This is a genomic window from Nocardia cyriacigeorgica (assembly GCF_010868145.1).
GTDB classification, from domain to species: domain Bacteria; phylum Actinomycetota; class Actinomycetes; order Mycobacteriales; family Mycobacteriaceae; genus Nocardia; species Nocardia cyriacigeorgica_D.
This window is the reverse complement of record NZ_JAAGUY010000003.1, coordinates 95,178-111,273: the sequence shown is the minus strand read 5'-3', so window position 1 is coordinate 111,273 and position 16,096 is coordinate 95,178. Positions and strand designations below refer to the sequence as shown.

Here is a 16,096-nt window from a genome sequence, read left to right as displayed (position 1 = left end):
TCGATGGGCGGGTGCTTCGCCTGCCGGGTGGGCGTCGCTTAGATTGAGATGGTGACTCACGAGACCTCGGTCGGCTCCCCCTCCGCGACCAGGACCGCCGACTGGCAGCCGGACATCCTCGGCGCCGACTACGAGCAGCGCACCCTCGACTTCGGGCCGGATCCCGACGGTGAAGGCGAGGCGGTGGCCACCCTGGTGCGCCACGCCGCCACCGGCGGTGACGACACCTCGACCACCGCGAGTGCAGTGCTCTACGTGCACGGTTTCACCGACTACTTCTTCCAGGAGCATCTGGCCGAGCATTTCGCCGCCCGCGGCCACCGCTTCTACGCACTCGACCTGCGCAAATGCGGTCGCTCCCTGCGTGAGGGGCAGACGCCGCACTATGTCAGCGATCTGGCGCTCTACGACGAGGAACTGAACGAGGCGCTGCGCATCGTCCGCGCCGAAACCGGCAATAAGGTGCTGCTGGTCGCGCATTCCACCGGCGGTCTGGTGCTGCCGCTGTGGCTCGACCGGTTGAACCGGGCGGGTGGCACCGCCGCCGCGGGCATCACCGGGCTGGTGCTCAACAGCCCCTGGTTCGACCTGCAGGGCCCGTCCTACTACCGCACCGTCGGTACCCCGCTCATCCACGCGCTCGGCCGGTTCCGGTCAAGGGATGAGCTGCCGCTGGCCAAGACAGACGCCTATGGCGCGAGCCTGCATCACACCGCGTCCGGAGAGTGGAATTACAACCTCGACTGGAAGCCGCTGCACGGTTTCCCGGTGCGCTTCGGCTGGCTGCGCGCGATCCGGCGCGGGCACGCGCAACTGCATGCCGGTCTCGATATCGGGGTGCCGTCGCTGCTGCTGCGGTCGCGGTTGACCAAGTTCGCCCGCAAGTACGGCCCAGCCGTCGACGTGGCGGACGCGGTGCTCGATGTCAGGCAGATCCAGCGCTGGGCGGGCTGCCTGGGTGATCGCACCTCGATCGTGCCGATCGACGGCGCACGCCATGACGTGTTCCTGTCCTCGGCGCAGCCATTGGCCAAGGCATTCGAGGAACTCGATACCTGGCTGGATTGGCTGGTGAACTATCGCCGCAGCCAGGCCCGCTCACCAGAGGCTGGTGCGTAGCACGATCTCGGTGGCCAGCTCGTGGTCGGCCTCGAGCGCGACATTGTCGACGTCGACGCCGACCACCCGGAACTCGCCGTAGACATAGCGGCCGGAGGTGTCGGCCACCGAGCGCGGCAGCGTCTTGGTCACCAGCACCGTGGTGGGCAGCTCCACCGCACGGCAGTCCGGGTCGAGCACCGCACCCTCGGCATCCGGCACGGCGGGATGGCCGCGGTCGGCGACGACCAAGCTGATGAAGCGCCCGAACCCGGTGGCGCACACCTGCCAGGCGACGCTGGCCCCGGCACCGCGGCCCGCCACGTTCACCCACGGCACGCCGAGCTCGTCAAGGATGGCGTAGACGCCGGTGGTATCGAGTCGATCGATCGTCTCCACCGCAATGGTCCGAAGATCGGAATTGTGCAGCCGCGCGCACACCCGATCGAAGACGTCGGGCGGGTCCCCCGCGTCGGGTAGCAGCAAGACGCTGTGCTGAGTTTCCGGGCCGTCGACCCGCACCGTCCATTCCCGGTCGCCGACCGCAATCCGCCGAGACTTCATGCCGAAGGACGCTACACCGGACCCGCGAAACATAGGGAGTTGTCAGCCGAAACCGCTGGTCGGCGAAGAAATCGGGCTGGTCGTCGTGACTGTCGGCAAACCGGAAGGTGCCCCGGCGGCGATCAACTGCTCGAGTGCGTTCAGATCGAAGTGTTGCTCGACCAGATCCGCGAGCAGATCGAGTTGTGCGGTGCGCACGGCCGCGACCGAGGTGTCGGGCGAGACGCGAAATCCTGTGCGTCCGGCATGGTCGGCAACCTCGGTGAGCCAGGCCCGACGGAACTCGTCGGACTCCATCAGCCCGTGCACATGGGTGCCCCAGATCGCGCCGCGCACGCTGCCCTCCGGCGCACCCCCGCCTGCCGCCACCACAGCCCCTGCCAGCACATCGGTTGCGGGATCGGCGGTGACCTCGGGGCCAATGTGCAACCAGTGCGGGTCCCCTGTGCGATGGACCCGCCCATGGTGGATCTCATACCCGTGCAACGCCATCCCTGCCCCGCCGACGCCGATGACACGTCGCAACAGTTTGGGATCGGCGAATTCGATCTCCAGATCGAGCAGGCCAAGACCATCGATCGGACCCGCCGCCGATTCCACCTGGTCGACGATGCGTGCCCCGAGCATCTGATAGCCCCCGCAGATCCCGAGGATCGGCCCGCCCACCGCAGCGCGCGCCAGCAGCGCGTCCGCCAGCCCGGTCCGCCGCAACCAGCGCAGATCGTCCACCGTGGCTTTGCTGCCGGGCAGTACCACCAGATCAGCGCCGGCCAACCGCGACGGCTCGTTCACCCAGCGCACCGAGACGCCGGGTTCGCATGCCAGCGCCTCCACATCGGTGGAGTTGGAGATGCGGGGCAGCCGGATCGCGGCGACGTTCAGCCAGTCGCTGCCAAGGGGCGGGCGTGGCCGTCCGACGGGCGCATCGGCGATGGTGCCGAGTGAATCCTCGGCATCGATCCACAGCTCGTCGCTGAACGGGAGGACGCCGAGTGTCGGGCGTCCGGTGAGCGCGGTGAGCTGGTCGAGGCCGGGGCGCAGCAGCTCGACATCGCCCCGGAATTTGTTGATCACGAACCCGGAGATCAGTTGCTGGTCTTCCGGTTCCAGGATCGCCAGCGTGCCGAACAGATGCGCCAGCACACCGCCCCGATCGATATCGCCGACGACGAGCACGGGTAACCCGGCCGCGCGGGCGAGCCCCATATTCGCCAGATCGGTGGCACGCAGATTGATTTCAGCGGGCGAGCCGGCACCCTCGCAGATCACCACATCGAAATCCGCGCGCAGCGCAGCCAGTTCGTCCGCGACGACCCCGCGCAGCCACTGCCGATGCCGGAAGTAGTCACGCGCCCCGACGGTGTCGACGGCTCGTCCACGCACCACCAGCTGCGACCGTCGATCGCTCCCCGGCTTGAGCAGCACCGGATTGAACCGCACGCTGGGCTCGAGCCCGCATGCGCGCGCCTGCAGGGCCTGGGCGCGGCCGATCTCCCCGCCGTCGAGGGTGACGACCGAGTTGTTCGACATGTTCTGCGCCTTGAACGGCGCCACCCGCACCCCGCGCCGTGCCAGCATCCGGCAGATCCCGGCCACCAGCACGCTTTTGCCCGCGTCGGAGGTGGTGCCCGCGATCAGCAGCGCGCCGTTCACCGGACCCCCACGCCCGGCGTCACGTTCACGGCAGCGTCAGGATTTCCGCGCCGGTCTCGGTGACGACCAGGGTGTGCTCGAACTGGGCCGTCCACTTGTGGTCCTTGGTCACCACGGTCCAGCCGTCGTCCCAGATGTCGTAGTCGATACCGCCGAGGTTGATCATCGGCTCGATGGTGAAGGTCATGCCCGGCTCGATCACCGAATCCACCGCGGGCTGGTCATAGTGCAGGATCACCAGGCCGCTGTGGAAGGTCGGGCCGACACCGTGACCGGTGAAATCACGCACCACGCCGTAACCGAAACGGTTGGCATAGGACTCGATAACGCGCCCGATGACATTGAGCGCGCGCCCTGGCCGCACCGCCTTGATGGCGCGCATGGTGGCCTCTTCGGTGCGCTCGACCAGTAGCCGCACCTCGTCGTCGACATCACCGGCGAGGTAGGTCTTGTTGGTATCGCCGTGCACACCGTCGATGTAGGCGGTGACATCAATATTGACAATGTCACCGTCTTCGATGACGGTCGAATCCGGGATGCCGTGGCAGATGACCTCGTTCAGCGAGGTGCAGCACGACTTCGGGAAACCCTTGTAGCCGAGTGTCGACGGGTAGGCGCCGTGATCGCACAGGTATTCGTGGGCGATCCGGTCCAGTTCATCGGTGGTCACGCCGGGCGCGACCGCCTTGCCCGCCTCCTCGAGCGCCTGCGCCGCGATCCGGCCGGCGACGCGCATCTTCTCGATCGTCTCCGGCGTCTGAACCCAGGGCTCATGCCCTTCGTTCACGGTCTTCTTCCAGGCGTATTCCGGGCGCTCGATGGCGCGCGGAACCTCCCGGATCGGCGATTGCGTACCGGGAACAAGCGGCTGACGGGTGCGGACGGACATGGGGTCCACCCTAGCGGCCCGTGCCTGTGGCGGGCCGTCACCACCGGCCGTCGCGCTCGTCGTCACCCGCACGGTCTGTCCCGCGTCGCTACCGGTGCCGGTCGCAGAGCCCGCGAGGCAGCGCGCGGCGGCCGTCGTCCTGCTCGGGCGGCCAGCTGAGGATCGAGCGTTCCTCAGCGATAATGGCGAGCACCTCGGCACCGGCCAGCACCGGCTCCACGTCTCCGCCGGTGCCCGGCTGCCGCGCAGCCAGCGCGGCACACAGCCCTTCTGTGCCCATCCGTACCACGGCGGCGGGAAACATCTTCCGCACCGCAGCGACCATCCCGAATCCACCGCAACGTCCGGGGATTCCCGCCCACGCGGCCGTGCCCGCGGGCCCACCGAGCCGCCCGGCGCAGGCGATACCGACCGCGGTGATCTCGTCGTCACCGGCGACATCGAGCAATAGATCGCGGCACGACCACCACGCCTCGGCCGCCGGCAAGGGTTTGTACCGGATCGCATGGGTGCCGCTGGAGCGCACCCGGCCCGCCGCGAGAACCTTCGCACCGATCGCCAACGCCAGCACCGTCATGGACCGACCTCCAGTACAGGCTCGGCCGCCGAGCCACAGCGGCGGGTGGGCACCGCGGTCATCCGATCAGGTGAGCACTCAGGAAGGCACGCGCTGCACGTGCCGCCCGGTCGAACTGCTCGCCGTATACCGAGAAATGACCGCCGGGAATCAATTCCAGCTGTTTGGGCTCCAGTGCCTCGTGATAGGTGGCCAAGGCGATATCGGTGGGGGTGAGGGTGTCGTGATCGGCGACGACCATCAGCAGCGGTGTCGGCGATACCCGTCGCACGAATGCTTCCGGAGCGTAGGACTGGAACTTGTCGACGCTGGACAGGGTGACCTCGTTGCGCCAGGTGGCGACCTGTGGCCCGTTTTCCATCAGCCACTGGTAGACCTCGATGCCTGGCATGGCGACCATATCGGTGGGGTCGTCGGAGGCCGCTTTGATCGTCTGATGCGGTTTGCCCGCGGCGACGGCGAGCCGATCGGCGGCAATAGCCTCATGCATCGCAGACATCATCGTCGGCGGCACGAGGCGGCTGAAGGTGGCCCAGCCGTTGGTCAGCGGGACCTGGGAAACGACGGCGCGCACCCGCCTGTCGGTCGCGGCGACGACCAGCACGTGGGCGCCGGCGTAGCTGGTGCCCCAGATCCCGATCCGATCCGGATCGATGCCTTCCAGGGTCTGGGCGAAGGTGATGGCATCGCGGTACCCCGCGATCTGGGCCTGCGGATCCACCTCGTACCGAGGCGCGCCGTCGGAGGTCCCGAAACCGGGATGGTCATAGACCAGGCAGGCCAGCCCCGCGGCGCTGAGCACCTCGGCGAAGGGTGCCACCCATTCCTTGACCCCTGCGAACCCGTGCGTCATGACGACCAGCGGCGCACCGGTCGGCGGAGTGACCTCTGGCCGGTACAGCCAGCCGCGTAAGGTCACGCCGTCGCTGAGGAATGACGTATCGACCCGCATACCAGCCTCCAATTCAATTACGATACGTAACGTAATTGAGAATAGAGACTCGGAAATGTGGCGTCAACCACATTGGTCGATCAGGAGTGCTCACCCCGGTACCCGAGCGCGTCCAGCGCGGATCGGACAGTGAGCCGCACCAGTTCGTCATCGATCGGGCCGAGCGATGGCACCAGCGCGCGCATCAACATCGGTCCGGTGATCAGATCGCAGATCCACTCCGAATCCGTGCCAGGCGCGATCTCCCCGCGAGCGACCGCACGATCCAGGATCGACGCGGTGGAAACCCGTCGCGGCGTCAGGAACTGATCCTGAAACCGGCGGGCTACTTCCGGATTGCCGACCAGGTCGGCGAGCAAACCCGGCAGCGCCTTGCTCAGCACGGGCTCGTTGAACAGGTCCCGCTGGTGTTGCTGAATCGCCAGCATCTCGGCTTCCAGCCCGCCCAGATCCTGCCCACCCGGCTGCAATCCGAATCGGTCGATCAGCACAGCCACCATCAACTCGGCACGGTCGGCATACCGTCGATAGAGCGCAGGCCTGCTCGTTTCCGCCTCTTCGGCAACCGCTTGCAGCGTGAGCGCACCGTATCCACGCTCGACGACGATGCGTGCTGTGGCCTCGAGCAACGCCGAATCCAACTCGCGATCACGTGGGCGCCCCACTCGGGGCGAGGTCGTTCCGGGCATGTGCTCACCGTACCGAGCGTGTTTCGCCGAGCGAACAACCTCGCGCGGGTCGGCACGCCGAGCCCGGGCCCCAGGCCCGGCGCGAGCCCCCAACCCTCGGATCACATCGTCAACCGCGCCCCGAACGCGAGCAGCTCGCGCGGCCGTACCCGGCACAGCGATACCGGACCGATAGTCGTGAGGGTGTGATCGGACAACCGCGAAGCGACGCCGCCAGGATCGGCAGATCCGTCGCGTTATCTGTTGCTTACTTCCATTCGTAGAACTGACCGCTGGACTTTCCGCTGGCATCGATCTGGTATTCGAACAGCGCCGCGATGCCGTTGAGGCGACTCAACGCCTCCGATTCGGTCTCATAGAACAGCGAACCACGCCATACAGTGGAGCCGTCCGGGCCGAAGTGCCCTACCCCCACTCCACGGAAGGTCGCGGTCTCACCGCTCTCGGTGACCACGAACCCTGTTCCGGAGCCTGCGATGGTGCCATTGGGGCGAAGGGTACCGACGTAGGTCACGGTCGAGTCGGCGCGCACGCCGTAGGCCGTGCCGCTGGAGCGGTCGGTCACTTCGGTCCGTGGTCCGGTTCCGATGTCCTCGAGCACCCGGGTGCCGATGGTCTGTCCGTTGAACTCGCCGATCTTGTCACCCAGCATGACTGTCCCCTTTCTGGTCGGACGGGTACTGATCCAGTGTGTGCTCATGGGCTCGCCGAGTCCATATGCCTAGACGCCCGACTCAGCCGACCCGCCCGGACCCGCCGACCAGCGGCTGGAGCGTCACTCCCGGCCCAGCACGGCCTCGAACGCGATCCGGTCACCGCGATACAGCGATCGCACCCGTTCGATCGGTGCGCCCGCGTCGTCGGTGCTGCGCCGGTTGAGCCGGATCAACGGCAGCGCGGTGCTGCATTCGAGCAGCGCCGCCTCGCGAGGGGAGGCCAGGACGGTTTCTATGCGCTCGGTGGCTGCGGCGAATTCCACTCCGGTGGCGCGGATGGCCGCGTACAGCGAGGTGGTGGGGTCATAGCTGCCGCGTAGTCCGGCGAAGCGGTCCAGTGGGAGGAAAGTGCTCTCCAGGCCGATGCGTTCGCCGTCGGCCAGCAGCACTCTTTCCAGATGCATGACCTCGGTGCCGAGATCGATGCCGAGATCCCGCGCGGTGTCGGCGTCGGCGGGTATGTCGCTCCAGCCGACCACCAGCCGACCGGGCACCCGACCGAGGCTCAGCGCGGCCTCGGTGTAGGACTGCAAGGCCAGCGGCTGCACCATCTTCGGCCGTGACACCACAGTCCCGCGGCCCTGCCTGCGAATTCGCCCCTCCACCAGTAGGTCACGCAAAGCCTGCCGCACCGTCTCGCGGGCGACCTCGAATCGCGTCGCGAGTTCGCGTTCGGACGGGACCGGATCACCCTCGCCGAGGTCGTCGAGGATCTGCTCGATCTCGGTGCGCACCTGATACGCCTTGCCGGCGACTCTGGGCATCGTCTCCGGAAAAGCCTTGGGCCACCGGGTATCCGCCCCCACCGCATCCGTCGTGTCCATTCCCCCAGCGTACCCGCAATTGGTCTATACCAATTGTTAACCCAGCGTTCGCCCGGTCCACACTCATCGGTCTAGACCAATGTGCACCATAGGTTCATGCGATTGGTCATCATCGGCGGCGGCATCCTCGGCACCGCGCACGCCCTGGCCGCGATCGGACGCGGTCACGAGGTCGTGCAGCTGGAGCGTGAGCCCGAAGCCCGCGGCGCCACGGTACGCAACTTCGGCCTGGTCTGGGTATCCGGGCGCTCGGCGCCGGAGCTGGAGCTGACGCTGCGGTCGCGGCAGCTGTGGGAGGAGATCGGCGGACGGGTCCCCGGTGTCGGGTTCCGCCCTTCCGGTTCGCTGACGCTGGCCCGCACGTCCGCCGAGCTCGCCGTTGCGGAAGCCGCGGCCGCCGGGCCGACCGCCGAACAGCGCGGTTTCGAACTGCTCGAGCCAGAGCAGGTGCGTCTCCTCGAGCCCGCCCTGCGCGGCAAGTTCCTTGCGGGACTGCATTGTTCGACCGACGCCGCGGTGGAATCCCGTCAGGCGATGCCCGCACTGCGCGCCTACCTGACGGGCTCGGGCCGCTACACCTTCCACGCCGCCACCGAGGCCAGGGCAGTCGAGAACACCGGCACCGGTGCGGTTGTGCGCGACGACCACGGCCGGCGGTTCGAGGCCGACCTGGTGCTGGTGTGCGCGGGCACCGCGCACTCCGGCCTCACCCGCGACCTCGTCGGCGAACTACCGGTGCGCCGAGTGCGTCTGCAGATGATGCAGACCGCCCCGCTGGGCGAGCCGCTCACCACGGCCATCGCCGACGGCGACAGCTTCCGTTACTACCCCGGTTTCGCGGGCCCGCAGGTCGAGGCGCTCGGACGGGAACAGTCCCAGACCGCAACGGCGGCCGAACACAAGATGCAGCTGCTGTGTGTGCAACGCCTGCACGGTGGCCTCACCATCGGCGACACCCACGAGTACTCCGAACCGTTCCCGTTCGACGTGGACGAGGCACCCTATGAGCACCTCACCACCGTCACCGAGGAACTACTCGGTCGCAAGCTACCGCCGATCGTGCGCCGCTGGGCCGGGGTGTACAGCCAGAGCCTCGACCCGGACACGCTGGTCACCCGTGCCCGCGCCGACGACAACATCTGGGTGGTGACCGGCCCGGGTGGGCGCGGCATGACCCTCGGACCCGCGCTCGGCGAAGAAACCGCCGACCTGCTGAACCTGTGAGGACAACCATGCCCGACACCGTCATTCAGCTCACCGTCCTCGATATGGCCGGCACCACTGTCGCCGACGGCGGACTGGTCCTGCGCGCCTTCGAGGAGGCCGCGACCGCCGCGGGCATACCCGGCGACGGTCCCGAGCGTGACCATGCGCGCGCCTACGTTCTCGACACGATGGGTCAGTCGAAAATCACCGTCTTCCGCGCCCTGCTCGGAGACGAGGACAAGGCACAGCTGGCCAACCGCGCCTTCGAATCCACCTACGACGCCCTGATCAACGACTCCGATATCGCGCCCGTTCCCGGCGCCGCCGAGGCCATTCGGTCGCTGCGCTCGGCCGGGGTAAAGGTCGCGCTCACCACCGGGTTCAGCCGCGGCACCCAGGACCGGCTGCTCCAAGCGCTTGGCTGGACCGAGATCGCCGACCTGACCCTGGCACCAGCGGACGCCGGTCGCGGCCGCCCCTACCCCGACCTGGTGCTCACCGCGCTGCTACGCCTCGGCGCCGACGCCGTCGACCGGGTCGCGGTGCTCGGCGACACCACCAGCGATATCGCCACCGGCCTCGCCGCGGGCGCCCGGATCGTCGCAGGCACCCTGACCGGCGCCCATGACGCGGACGCACTGCGCGCCGCGGGTGCGACGCACGTCGTGCCGTCGGTAAGTGAGTTCGCCGACCTCGTCCTGAACTGATTCTCTCCCTGTCCCTTCGACTCCTCACTCGCTCCCAGAACGAAAGTTGCCGTCACTGTGCGTACTTCGAAGACACCGGGCCGCCGCCTGGCACGCACCCTGTCCTGGACCGCGCTGTTGGTCGCCACCACCACCGCCGTGGCGTTCACCGCGGCCTGTGGTGGCACCGGCGCCGACGCCACCGGCGGACGATCGGTCACCGTCTACTCCGCCGACGGTATGGCCGGTTGGTACGACAAGCGTTTCGCCGAGTTCACCGAGCAGACCGGTATCGCGGTGAACCTGGTCGAGGCCGGCTCCGGCGAGGTGGTCAATCGCGTCGATATGGAACAGAACAACCCGCAAGCCGACGTGCTGGTCACCCTGCCGCCGTTCATCCAGAAGGCGAAGAGCGCGGGCTTGCTCGCCGACAGCGGCATCGACACCAGCGCGGTGCCCGCGGGCGATCAGGACCCCGACGGCCAGTACGTCACCCTCGCCGAGAACTACCTGTGCTTCATCGCCAACCCCTCGGTGGATACCGCGGGCCTGACCTGGGATGACCTGCTGATGCCCGAATTCACGGGCAAGCTGCAGTATTCGACACCCGGCCAGGCCGGTGACGGTACCGCGGTACTGATCCTGCTGCAGCAGTTGCTCGGTAAGCAGGGCGCACTCGACTATCTGGCGGAGCTGCAGGCCAACAACGTGGGGCCGTCCTCGTCGACCGGAAAGCTGCAGGCCAAGGTCGACAAGGCCGAGTTGCTCATCGCCAATGGCGATATCCAGATGAACCTGGCGACCATCGCGGAAAAGGGTTCGAAGTTCTCCATCTTCTTCCCGGCATCGGCCGACGGTAAGCGCTCCACCGTCGCGGTTCCGTACGTCATGGGCCTGAGCAAGACTGCCCCGCATCAGGCCGAAGCCAAGCAGCTGATGGAGTTCCTGCTCTCGACACCGGCCCAGCGGACCCTCGCACCGGAGGCATTCGCGGTACCCGCGCGCACCGAATTACGTGAGGTACCAACGGGTACCGAGCCGTCACCGAGCACCCTGCTGTCCGGCGTCGAGGTGCTGCCGGTCGATTGGCACACGGTGCTGACCGAATTGGATGGCGATATCGCCGCCTACCAGCAGGCCACCGGCAGCTGACCCGCCCCGACAACAGGAGCCGATATGTCCGCCGGTGACGCACCAACCACCACGACCGCCGTCGCAACCACGCGACCTGCCGCGACCGAACCCGCGATCGTGTTCGACCGGGTAGGGGTCAGTTACGGCCGCGGCCGCACCGCGACCGTCGCCCTGGCCGACTTCTCGCTACGGGTGGCGGCGGGCGAGACCGTCGCGCTGCTCGGGCCGAGCGGCTCCGGCAAGTCCACCGCGCTGAAGGCCCTTGCCGGTTTCGTCCGGCCCACCTCGGGCACGGTGCGGCTGGCCGGGCGCGACGTCACCGGGCTCTCGCCGGCTAGACGGGGCATCGGCGTCGTCGTGCAGTCCTACGCGCTGTTCCCGCATATGACCGTGCGCGGCAATGTCGCTTTCGGCCTGAAAGCACATCGGGTGCCCCGTCGCGAGATCGACGCCCGGGTCGGCGAAGCGCTGCGGATGGTCGGCATGGGTGACTTCGCCCAGCGGCTGCCGCGTGAGCTGTCCGGCGGCCAGCAGCAGCGGGTGGCCATCGCCCGCGCGCTGGCCATTCGGCCGCCGGTGCTGCTACTGGACGAGCCACTCGCCGCGCTCGATGCGCAGCTGCGCCAATCCATGCTCGGTGAGCTGCAACAACTTCGCCAGGCTCTGCCGGACACGGCAATGGTGTATGTCACCCACGATCAGACCGAAGCGCTCGCGCTGGCCGATCGTATCGCGGTGATGCGTGATGCGCGCCTGGTCGATATCGACACCGCGCCCAACCTCTGGCAGCGCCCGCCGTCCGATTTCACGGCGGCTTTCCTCGGTGGTGCGAATCTGCTGCCCTGCACCGTCAACCGGGTGTCCGGCGACAGTGCGCTGGTCACCGTCGGCACCAGGACACTGCGTGCACACGCACCGGAGCCCGGCGTTGGCCGCCCGGCATGGGCACCGGATTCCGATGCGCTGCTGTGCATCCGGCCGCATACCGTGCGCGTCGGCGCGACCAGCGAACGAGGCGCTCTGCCTGCAACGGTGCTGAGCACCGCCTGGCGGGGCGCCTCCACCCGGATGCGGTTGGCCGTCGACGGGCTACCCGACGAGCTCACCGCCGACGTCGCGGGGCACACGGAGACAGCGGCCGGCGTGGCCGTCGGGGTGCACCTGCCGGACCCCGCAGGTGTCCTCATCCCGCCCTCCCTCCACGACGAGAGTGGGGCCCGATCGTGAGCGAGGAACCCGCGGATCCGGAGCAGGCCGGGCCCGCGCTGCCGGTCCGAGTGCCGAGGGCGACGCCGATGAGCACACCGCTGGTCGACCGCCGTCTCGCCGTCGAGTCTCCCCTGCTCGCCCCACAACGCAACTGGCGACCGATCCTGTGCGGTCTGCCGCCAGTACTGGTGGTGCTCGTCATCGCGGTGTACCCGATCATCCGAGTGCTGACCGAATCGACGGTCACCCCCGATGGCCGTGGCACCGAAACGTGGTCGCAGGTCCTCGGTTCGGCCGCTTTCCGGGACGCGTTGTGGCGCACGATATCGATCGCCACCTGCTCGACCGTCGGCTGCCTGGTGCTCGGCACCTTCCTCGCGATCGTGCTGGCATTCGTGCCGTTCCCCGGGGCAACAGTGGTGGGGCGCCTCATCGATACGATCCTGACCTTGCCGTCGTTCCTGATCACCCTCGCCTTCACCTTCCTGTATGGCACAGCGGGCGCGGTCAACGCGCTTATCAGCCGCATCACCGGACGGGACGGGCCCGCATTCGATTTCCTCACCACACCGGCGGGCGTCATCCTGGCCGAGATCACCTTCTTCACACCGTTCGTGGTGCGGCCGTTGCTGGCCGCGTTCGCCCACCTGCCGCGCGAGCAACTCGACGTCGCCGCGAGCCTGGGCGCAAGTCCGTGGCGGGTATTGCGTCAAGTGGTGTTGCCGGAAGCGTGGCCTGCGCTGGCCGCGGGTGGCAGCCTGGTTCTGCTGTTGACGCTCAACGAATTCGGCATCGTTCTGTTCACCGGTGCTAAAGGGGTGATCACGCTTCCTGCGCTGATCTACACCCGCGGCATCGTTACCTTCGATCTGCCGGGTGCCGCGGTGCTCGCCACCGTCCAGGTCGCACTGTCGTTGAGCCTGTATCTCGGCTACCGGCTGATCTTCGCCGAGGTCACCGGCTCGTCCAGGAAGGAGCGTTGACCATGCTGGTGTGGACCGGACGTGGACGCGCGGTGGTACTCGCGGTGTTCACGGTCGTGGTGCTGGTGGTCTTCGCGGCACCCATCGCGACCGTGGTGGCCGCGGCGTTGGCCGGTAGCTGGACCGGGCCGTTGCCCTCGAATCTGGGGACCGCCAATCTCGAACGAGCGCTGTCGGGTGAGCAATTGGCCAGTCTGTCGGTCAGTCTGCAGACCGCACTACTGGCTGGTGCGGTGTCGCTGGTGCTCGGCGCCTGGGCAGCGCTGGCGGGCCGGGAGGCGCCGCGATGGTGGCGCAGGCTGACCGACGCGGTGTTCCACCTGCCGGTCGCAGTGCCCTCGGTGGCGATCGGCCTCGGGGTGCTGATCGCGTTCAACGAACGGCCGCTACTGCTCGGCGGCACCACATGGATTGTCATCGTCGCGCATTCGGTGCTGGTGCTGGCGTATGCGTTCAGCACGGTGTCCGCCGCTCTCGACCGCCTCGACCCGGCCTACCGGCAGGCCGCCGAATCCTTGGGCGCGGGCCCGGTCCGGGTGCTGTGCCAGGTGACACTGCCCCTGTTGTTGCCCGCACTCGGCGCCGCCGCCGGCCTGGCCATCGCACTATCCATGGGCGAGCTCGGCGCCACCATCATGGTCTATCCGGCGACGTGGAAGACGCTGCCCGTCAGCATCTTCGCTCTCACCGACCGCGGCGAGGTCTTCGACGCCGCGGCGGGCACCACGGTCCTCGTCCTGGTCACCCTGCTCGTGCTCGTCCTGCTTGGGCGCCTCGGGGGCCGCGCCGCGCTCCGCTGACCAATGGTGTCGGGCGGTGCCCATCACCATCCATGGTGGGCACCGGCCGAACGACAAGCCGAATGTCGAGAGGGCTCGACAGCGCAGGCGCGCTACTGCTCTGGGAGACGACGCCGCCCGCCGGCCACGTCGGCGATCAAATCGGTGTATCCGTCAACGAGTTCGGCCAAGTGGTACCAGTGCTTGTGCGTGTTGTCGCTGCGCGCGCCGGTGATGTCGATGGCCTGATTGGCGTTGACCCAGCTGCGGGCCATTCGGTCGATCACCGCGCCGAGGCTCTCGGTGTGCAGCGAGGCGCCGTTGCGATGCTGCGGCACCTCCTGGGTGATCCACTCGTTGATGTCATCGACGAGTTCTACCCTGCGACAATCGATTTCGGCCACCAACGCCGTATCACGCAATTGGGCGCGACGTTCGTGCAGTTCGACCAGCGCGTGCGCCGAGCGCAGCATCTCGCGGTCTTGGAAACGCCGCCCCTGGAAGGCACACAGCAACTGCGGCGCGGTCGGCAGTACCCCCACTGTCGGCGCGCTCATCCCCACACCCCGAACTCACCCGACACCATCACACTTTGTACCAACATGATTGGCTCTCTGTTCGGTTATCCGGATCGGATCGCTTGTTCACAACAAGGCTATCTGGATTTTGCACTTACGGATGCAAGAACACAAGACCTCAGAACGCAATGTTGCGAACTACTTTATGCGTACCGGCGGTACGTGGATGGGATGTGGCACAGGCATGTTGCGGACATACGGATGCCGGCCGGCACCGGCACACAGCCGAGCCGACCGGCTCAGTGATCAACCGCCCGTTACGGACCTACTCGTTCAGAGACTCAGCGGCGGCGAGGGTGGGAAAACGACCGGCAGCGCCGTCAGCGCTCGGTGGAACGGTCCCGGCCGCCAGATGAGCTCGTGCTCGGCCACTCCAAGTGTCAATTCCGGCAGGGCATCCAGGAGTTGGTCGATGGCGTCCTGCGCGAGCAGGTATGAGAACGGCCGGGCGTGCGCGGGGCACGCGTGCGGGCCCGAGCTGAACGCCAGATTCCATCCGTTACCCGCGAATTCGCCATTGTTGATGTCGGGATCGTTGTTGCAGGCGGCCATGCTGATGATGACCGGCTGGTTTGCCGGCAACCACACCTTCTCGATCAGGATGGGCTGACGAGGATAGGTGATGCAGTAGTTCGCCATGGGCGGGTCGATCGCCAGCATCTCGTCGAGTGCGGACTTGGTCGACAGGGGCAGGCTGTGATCATTACTGGTGAAGCGGGGGTCGGTCAGCATCATCACGAGGGTGTTCGCGATGAGGTTCACCGGTGGTTCGACACCGGCGGCGAACAACAGGACGAGCTGATGCACCATCTCCTCGTCGGAGAGTCCGGCGTAATGCTGTACCAGCCTGGTGGTGACATCGTCGGCCGGGTGGGCGCGCTTCATGGCGGTGAGTTCGAGCAACGCATTGCCCATCTGCGCGTTCACCGTTTCCGTGTCCACACCGTCGAACATCGCCGCGCTGGCGGCCGCGACCTCCTCGCCGATGTCCTGTGGGCACCCGAGTACCTGGCAGAGGATCGAGAAGACCAGCGGCAGGACGTACTGGCTCAATACGTCGGCGGAGCCGTCCTCGCAGAACGTGTTGGTGATCGGGATGGCGGATCGCTCCACCATGGAACGCAGTGTATTCAGATCGATTCCGGACAGAGCGTCGTTCATCGCCCCGCGGTAGCGGCTGTGCTCCGCACCGCTGGTCCGCAGCGCGTTGGGTCGCCACTCGACCATCGGCATGATCGGGATATCGGACGGTACGGTCTTCTGCCAGGCACGCGGATCGGCCGGGAAGTGCTCGGGGTCGTTGAGAATGCGCACCGCGGTGCGATATTTGGTCACCAGGGTCGCAGGCACTCCTGGCCACATCTCGATCGGCACCAGCGGCCCGTAGTCACGACGCATCTGCCGGTATGCCCCATGGGGGTCGGCCGCAAATTTCTCCGTGTAGATCGGGATTCGGGGGCCTATGCCCTCGATCGGCGAAAATGAGTCGGCGCCAGCACCCTGTGTGGGCTGCGTATGCACGTAGTCTCCTTGACATCGATTCCGGGCAGCATAGTACT

Annotated in this window: 17 protein-coding genes; 7 read left to right on the top strand and 10 right to left on the bottom strand. The window is 67.4% G+C overall.

Annotated features, from left to right (window positions below; translation table 11 throughout):
- The first annotated feature begins 48 nt into the window (after window positions 1-48).
- The gene (locus tag GV792_RS06915) at window positions 49-1,119 is read left to right on the top strand and encodes an alpha/beta hydrolase (protein ID WP_163822893.1); all 1,071 of its coding nucleotides are present in this window, start codon (window positions 49-51) and stop codon (window positions 1,117-1,119) included.
- Here GV792_RS06915 and GV792_RS06910 read toward each other — a convergent pair.
- The 8 genes from GV792_RS06910 to GV792_RS06875 form a co-directional block, all read right to left on the bottom strand.
- A complete protein-coding gene (locus GV792_RS06910) occupies window positions 1,099-1,662 on the bottom strand; it encodes an alpha/beta hydrolase (RefSeq protein ID WP_163822892.1) in 564 nt (187 codons plus the stop codon). The genes GV792_RS06915 and GV792_RS06910 overlap by 21 nt on opposite strands.
- Window positions 1,663-1,704: 42 nt before the next feature.
- Window positions 1,705-3,315 carry a cobyric acid synthase gene (locus GV792_RS06905; protein WP_163822890.1) on the bottom strand — a complete coding sequence of 537 codons (1,611 nt, stop codon included), beginning with the start codon at window positions 3,313-3,315 and terminating at the stop codon, window positions 1,705-1,707.
- Between the two features lie 25 nt (window positions 3,316-3,340).
- Window positions 3,341-4,204, bottom strand: coding sequence for a type I methionyl aminopeptidase (gene map / locus GV792_RS06900; protein WP_163822888.1), 864 nt, complete (start codon window positions 4,202-4,204; stop codon window positions 3,341-3,343).
- An 88-nt stretch (window positions 4,205-4,292) separates the two neighbouring features.
- Window positions 4,293-4,781, bottom strand: a complete 489-nt coding sequence (locus tag GV792_RS06895) for a hypothetical protein (protein WP_163822886.1) — start codon at window positions 4,779-4,781, stop codon at window positions 4,293-4,295.
- 58 nt (window positions 4,782-4,839) lie between these two features.
- Complete coding sequence (locus GV792_RS06890; RefSeq protein WP_163822885.1) at window positions 4,840-5,733, bottom strand: alpha/beta hydrolase; 894 nt, start codon at window positions 5,731-5,733, stop codon at window positions 4,840-4,842.
- An 80-nt stretch (window positions 5,734-5,813) separates the two neighbouring features.
- On the bottom strand, window positions 5,814-6,422 hold the full coding sequence (locus GV792_RS06885; protein ID WP_163822883.1) for a TetR/AcrR family transcriptional regulator: 609 nt from the start codon (window positions 6,420-6,422) through the stop codon (window positions 5,814-5,816).
- Between the two features lie 247 nt (window positions 6,423-6,669).
- Complete coding sequence (locus GV792_RS06880; RefSeq protein ID WP_163822881.1) at window positions 6,670-7,074, bottom strand: hypothetical protein; 405 nt, start codon at window positions 7,072-7,074, stop codon at window positions 6,670-6,672.
- Between the two features lie 123 nt (window positions 7,075-7,197).
- On the bottom strand, window positions 7,198-7,902 hold the full coding sequence (locus GV792_RS06875; RefSeq protein WP_163823186.1) for a GntR family transcriptional regulator: 705 nt from the start codon (window positions 7,900-7,902) through the stop codon (window positions 7,198-7,200).
- 156 nt (window positions 7,903-8,058) lie between these two features.
- Between GV792_RS06875 and GV792_RS06870 the strand changes: the two genes are divergently transcribed.
- From GV792_RS06870 to GV792_RS06845, 6 genes are all read left to right on the top strand, one after another.
- Window positions 8,059-9,186 (top strand): TIGR03364 family FAD-dependent oxidoreductase, encoded by a 1,128-nt coding sequence (locus tag GV792_RS06870; RefSeq protein WP_163822880.1) that lies wholly within the window; start codon window positions 8,059-8,061, stop codon window positions 9,184-9,186.
- An 8-nt stretch (window positions 9,187-9,194) separates the two neighbouring features.
- Window positions 9,195-9,875 carry a phosphonatase-like hydrolase gene (locus GV792_RS06865; protein WP_163822878.1) on the top strand — a complete coding sequence of 227 codons (681 nt, stop codon included), beginning with the start codon at window positions 9,195-9,197 and terminating at the stop codon, window positions 9,873-9,875.
- A gap of 57 nt (window positions 9,876-9,932) precedes the next feature.
- Window positions 9,933-11,006, top strand: coding sequence for a 2-aminoethylphosphonate ABC transporter substrate-binding protein (locus tag GV792_RS06860; RefSeq protein ID WP_175583321.1), 1,074 nt, complete (start codon window positions 9,933-9,935; stop codon window positions 11,004-11,006).
- Window positions 11,007-11,030: 24 nt separating this feature from the next.
- Window positions 11,031-12,215 (top strand): ABC transporter ATP-binding protein, encoded by a 1,185-nt coding sequence (locus tag GV792_RS06855; protein WP_163822876.1) that lies wholly within the window; start codon window positions 11,031-11,033, stop codon window positions 12,213-12,215.
- 68 nt (window positions 12,216-12,283) lie between these two features.
- Window positions 12,284-13,180: a 2-aminoethylphosphonate ABC transporter permease subunit gene (locus tag GV792_RS06850; protein ID WP_163823182.1), complete on the top strand. Its 897-nt coding sequence runs from the start codon at window positions 12,284-12,286 to the stop codon at window positions 13,178-13,180.
- A gap of 2 nt (window positions 13,181-13,182) precedes the next feature.
- On the top strand, window positions 13,183-13,980 hold the full coding sequence (locus GV792_RS06845; RefSeq protein ID WP_163822874.1) for an ABC transporter permease: 798 nt from the start codon (window positions 13,183-13,185) through the stop codon (window positions 13,978-13,980).
- Window positions 13,981-14,072: 92 nt separating this feature from the next.
- Here GV792_RS06845 and GV792_RS06840 read toward each other — a convergent pair whose 3' ends face one another.
- A complete protein-coding gene (locus tag GV792_RS06840) occupies window positions 14,073-14,432 on the bottom strand; it encodes a DUF4254 domain-containing protein (protein WP_163823180.1) in 360 nt (119 codons plus the stop codon).
- 378 nt (window positions 14,433-14,810) lie between these two features.
- A complete protein-coding gene (locus GV792_RS06835) occupies window positions 14,811-15,935 on the bottom strand; it encodes a cytochrome P450 (protein ID WP_256667936.1) in 1,125 nt (374 codons plus the stop codon).
- Between the last annotated feature and the right edge of the window lie 161 nt (window positions 15,936-16,096).

Coding starts and splice junctions, on each gene's coding strand:
- GV792_RS06855 (WP_163822876.1), top strand. CDS start 11,031: ATGTCCGCCGGTGACGCACCAACCACCACGACCGCCGTCGCAACCACG.
- GV792_RS06915 (WP_163822893.1), top strand. CDS start 49: ATGGTGACTCACGAGACCTCGGTCGGCTCCCCCTCCGCGACCAGGACC.
- GV792_RS06910 (WP_163822892.1), bottom strand. CDS start 1,662: ATGAAGTCTCGGCGGATTGCGGTCGGCGACCGGGAATGGACGGTGCGG.
- GV792_RS06870 (WP_163822880.1), top strand. CDS start 8,059: ATGCGATTGGTCATCATCGGCGGCGGCATCCTCGGCACCGCGCACGCC.
- GV792_RS06850 (WP_163823182.1), top strand. CDS start 12,284: ATGAGCACACCGCTGGTCGACCGCCGTCTCGCCGTCGAGTCTCCCCTG.
- GV792_RS06845 (WP_163822874.1), top strand. CDS start 13,183: ATGCTGGTGTGGACCGGACGTGGACGCGCGGTGGTACTCGCGGTGTTC.
- GV792_RS06890 (WP_163822885.1), bottom strand. CDS start 5,733: ATGCGGGTCGATACGTCATTCCTCAGCGACGGCGTGACCTTACGCGGC.
- GV792_RS06835 (WP_256667936.1), bottom strand. CDS start 15,935: ATGCGTCGTGACTACGGGCCGCTGGTGCCGATCGAGATGTGGCCAGGA.
- map (WP_163822888.1), bottom strand. CDS start 4,204: ATGTCCGTCCGCACCCGTCAGCCGCTTGTTCCCGGTACGCAATCGCCG.
- GV792_RS06880 (WP_163822881.1), bottom strand. CDS start 7,074: ATGCTGGGTGACAAGATCGGCGAGTTCAACGGACAGACCATCGGCACC.
- GV792_RS06885 (WP_163822883.1), bottom strand. CDS start 6,422: ATGCCCGGAACGACCTCGCCCCGAGTGGGGCGCCCACGTGATCGCGAG.
- GV792_RS06865 (WP_163822878.1), top strand. CDS start 9,195: ATGCCCGACACCGTCATTCAGCTCACCGTCCTCGATATGGCCGGCACC.
- GV792_RS06840 (WP_163823180.1), bottom strand. CDS start 14,432: ATGCTGCGCTCGGCGCACGCGCTGGTCGAACTGCACGAACGTCGCGCC.
- GV792_RS06895 (WP_163822886.1), bottom strand. CDS start 4,781: ATGACGGTGCTGGCGTTGGCGATCGGTGCGAAGGTTCTCGCGGCGGGC.
- GV792_RS06875 (WP_163823186.1), bottom strand. CDS start 7,902: ATGCCCAGAGTCGCCGGCAAGGCGTATCAGGTGCGCACCGAGATCGAG.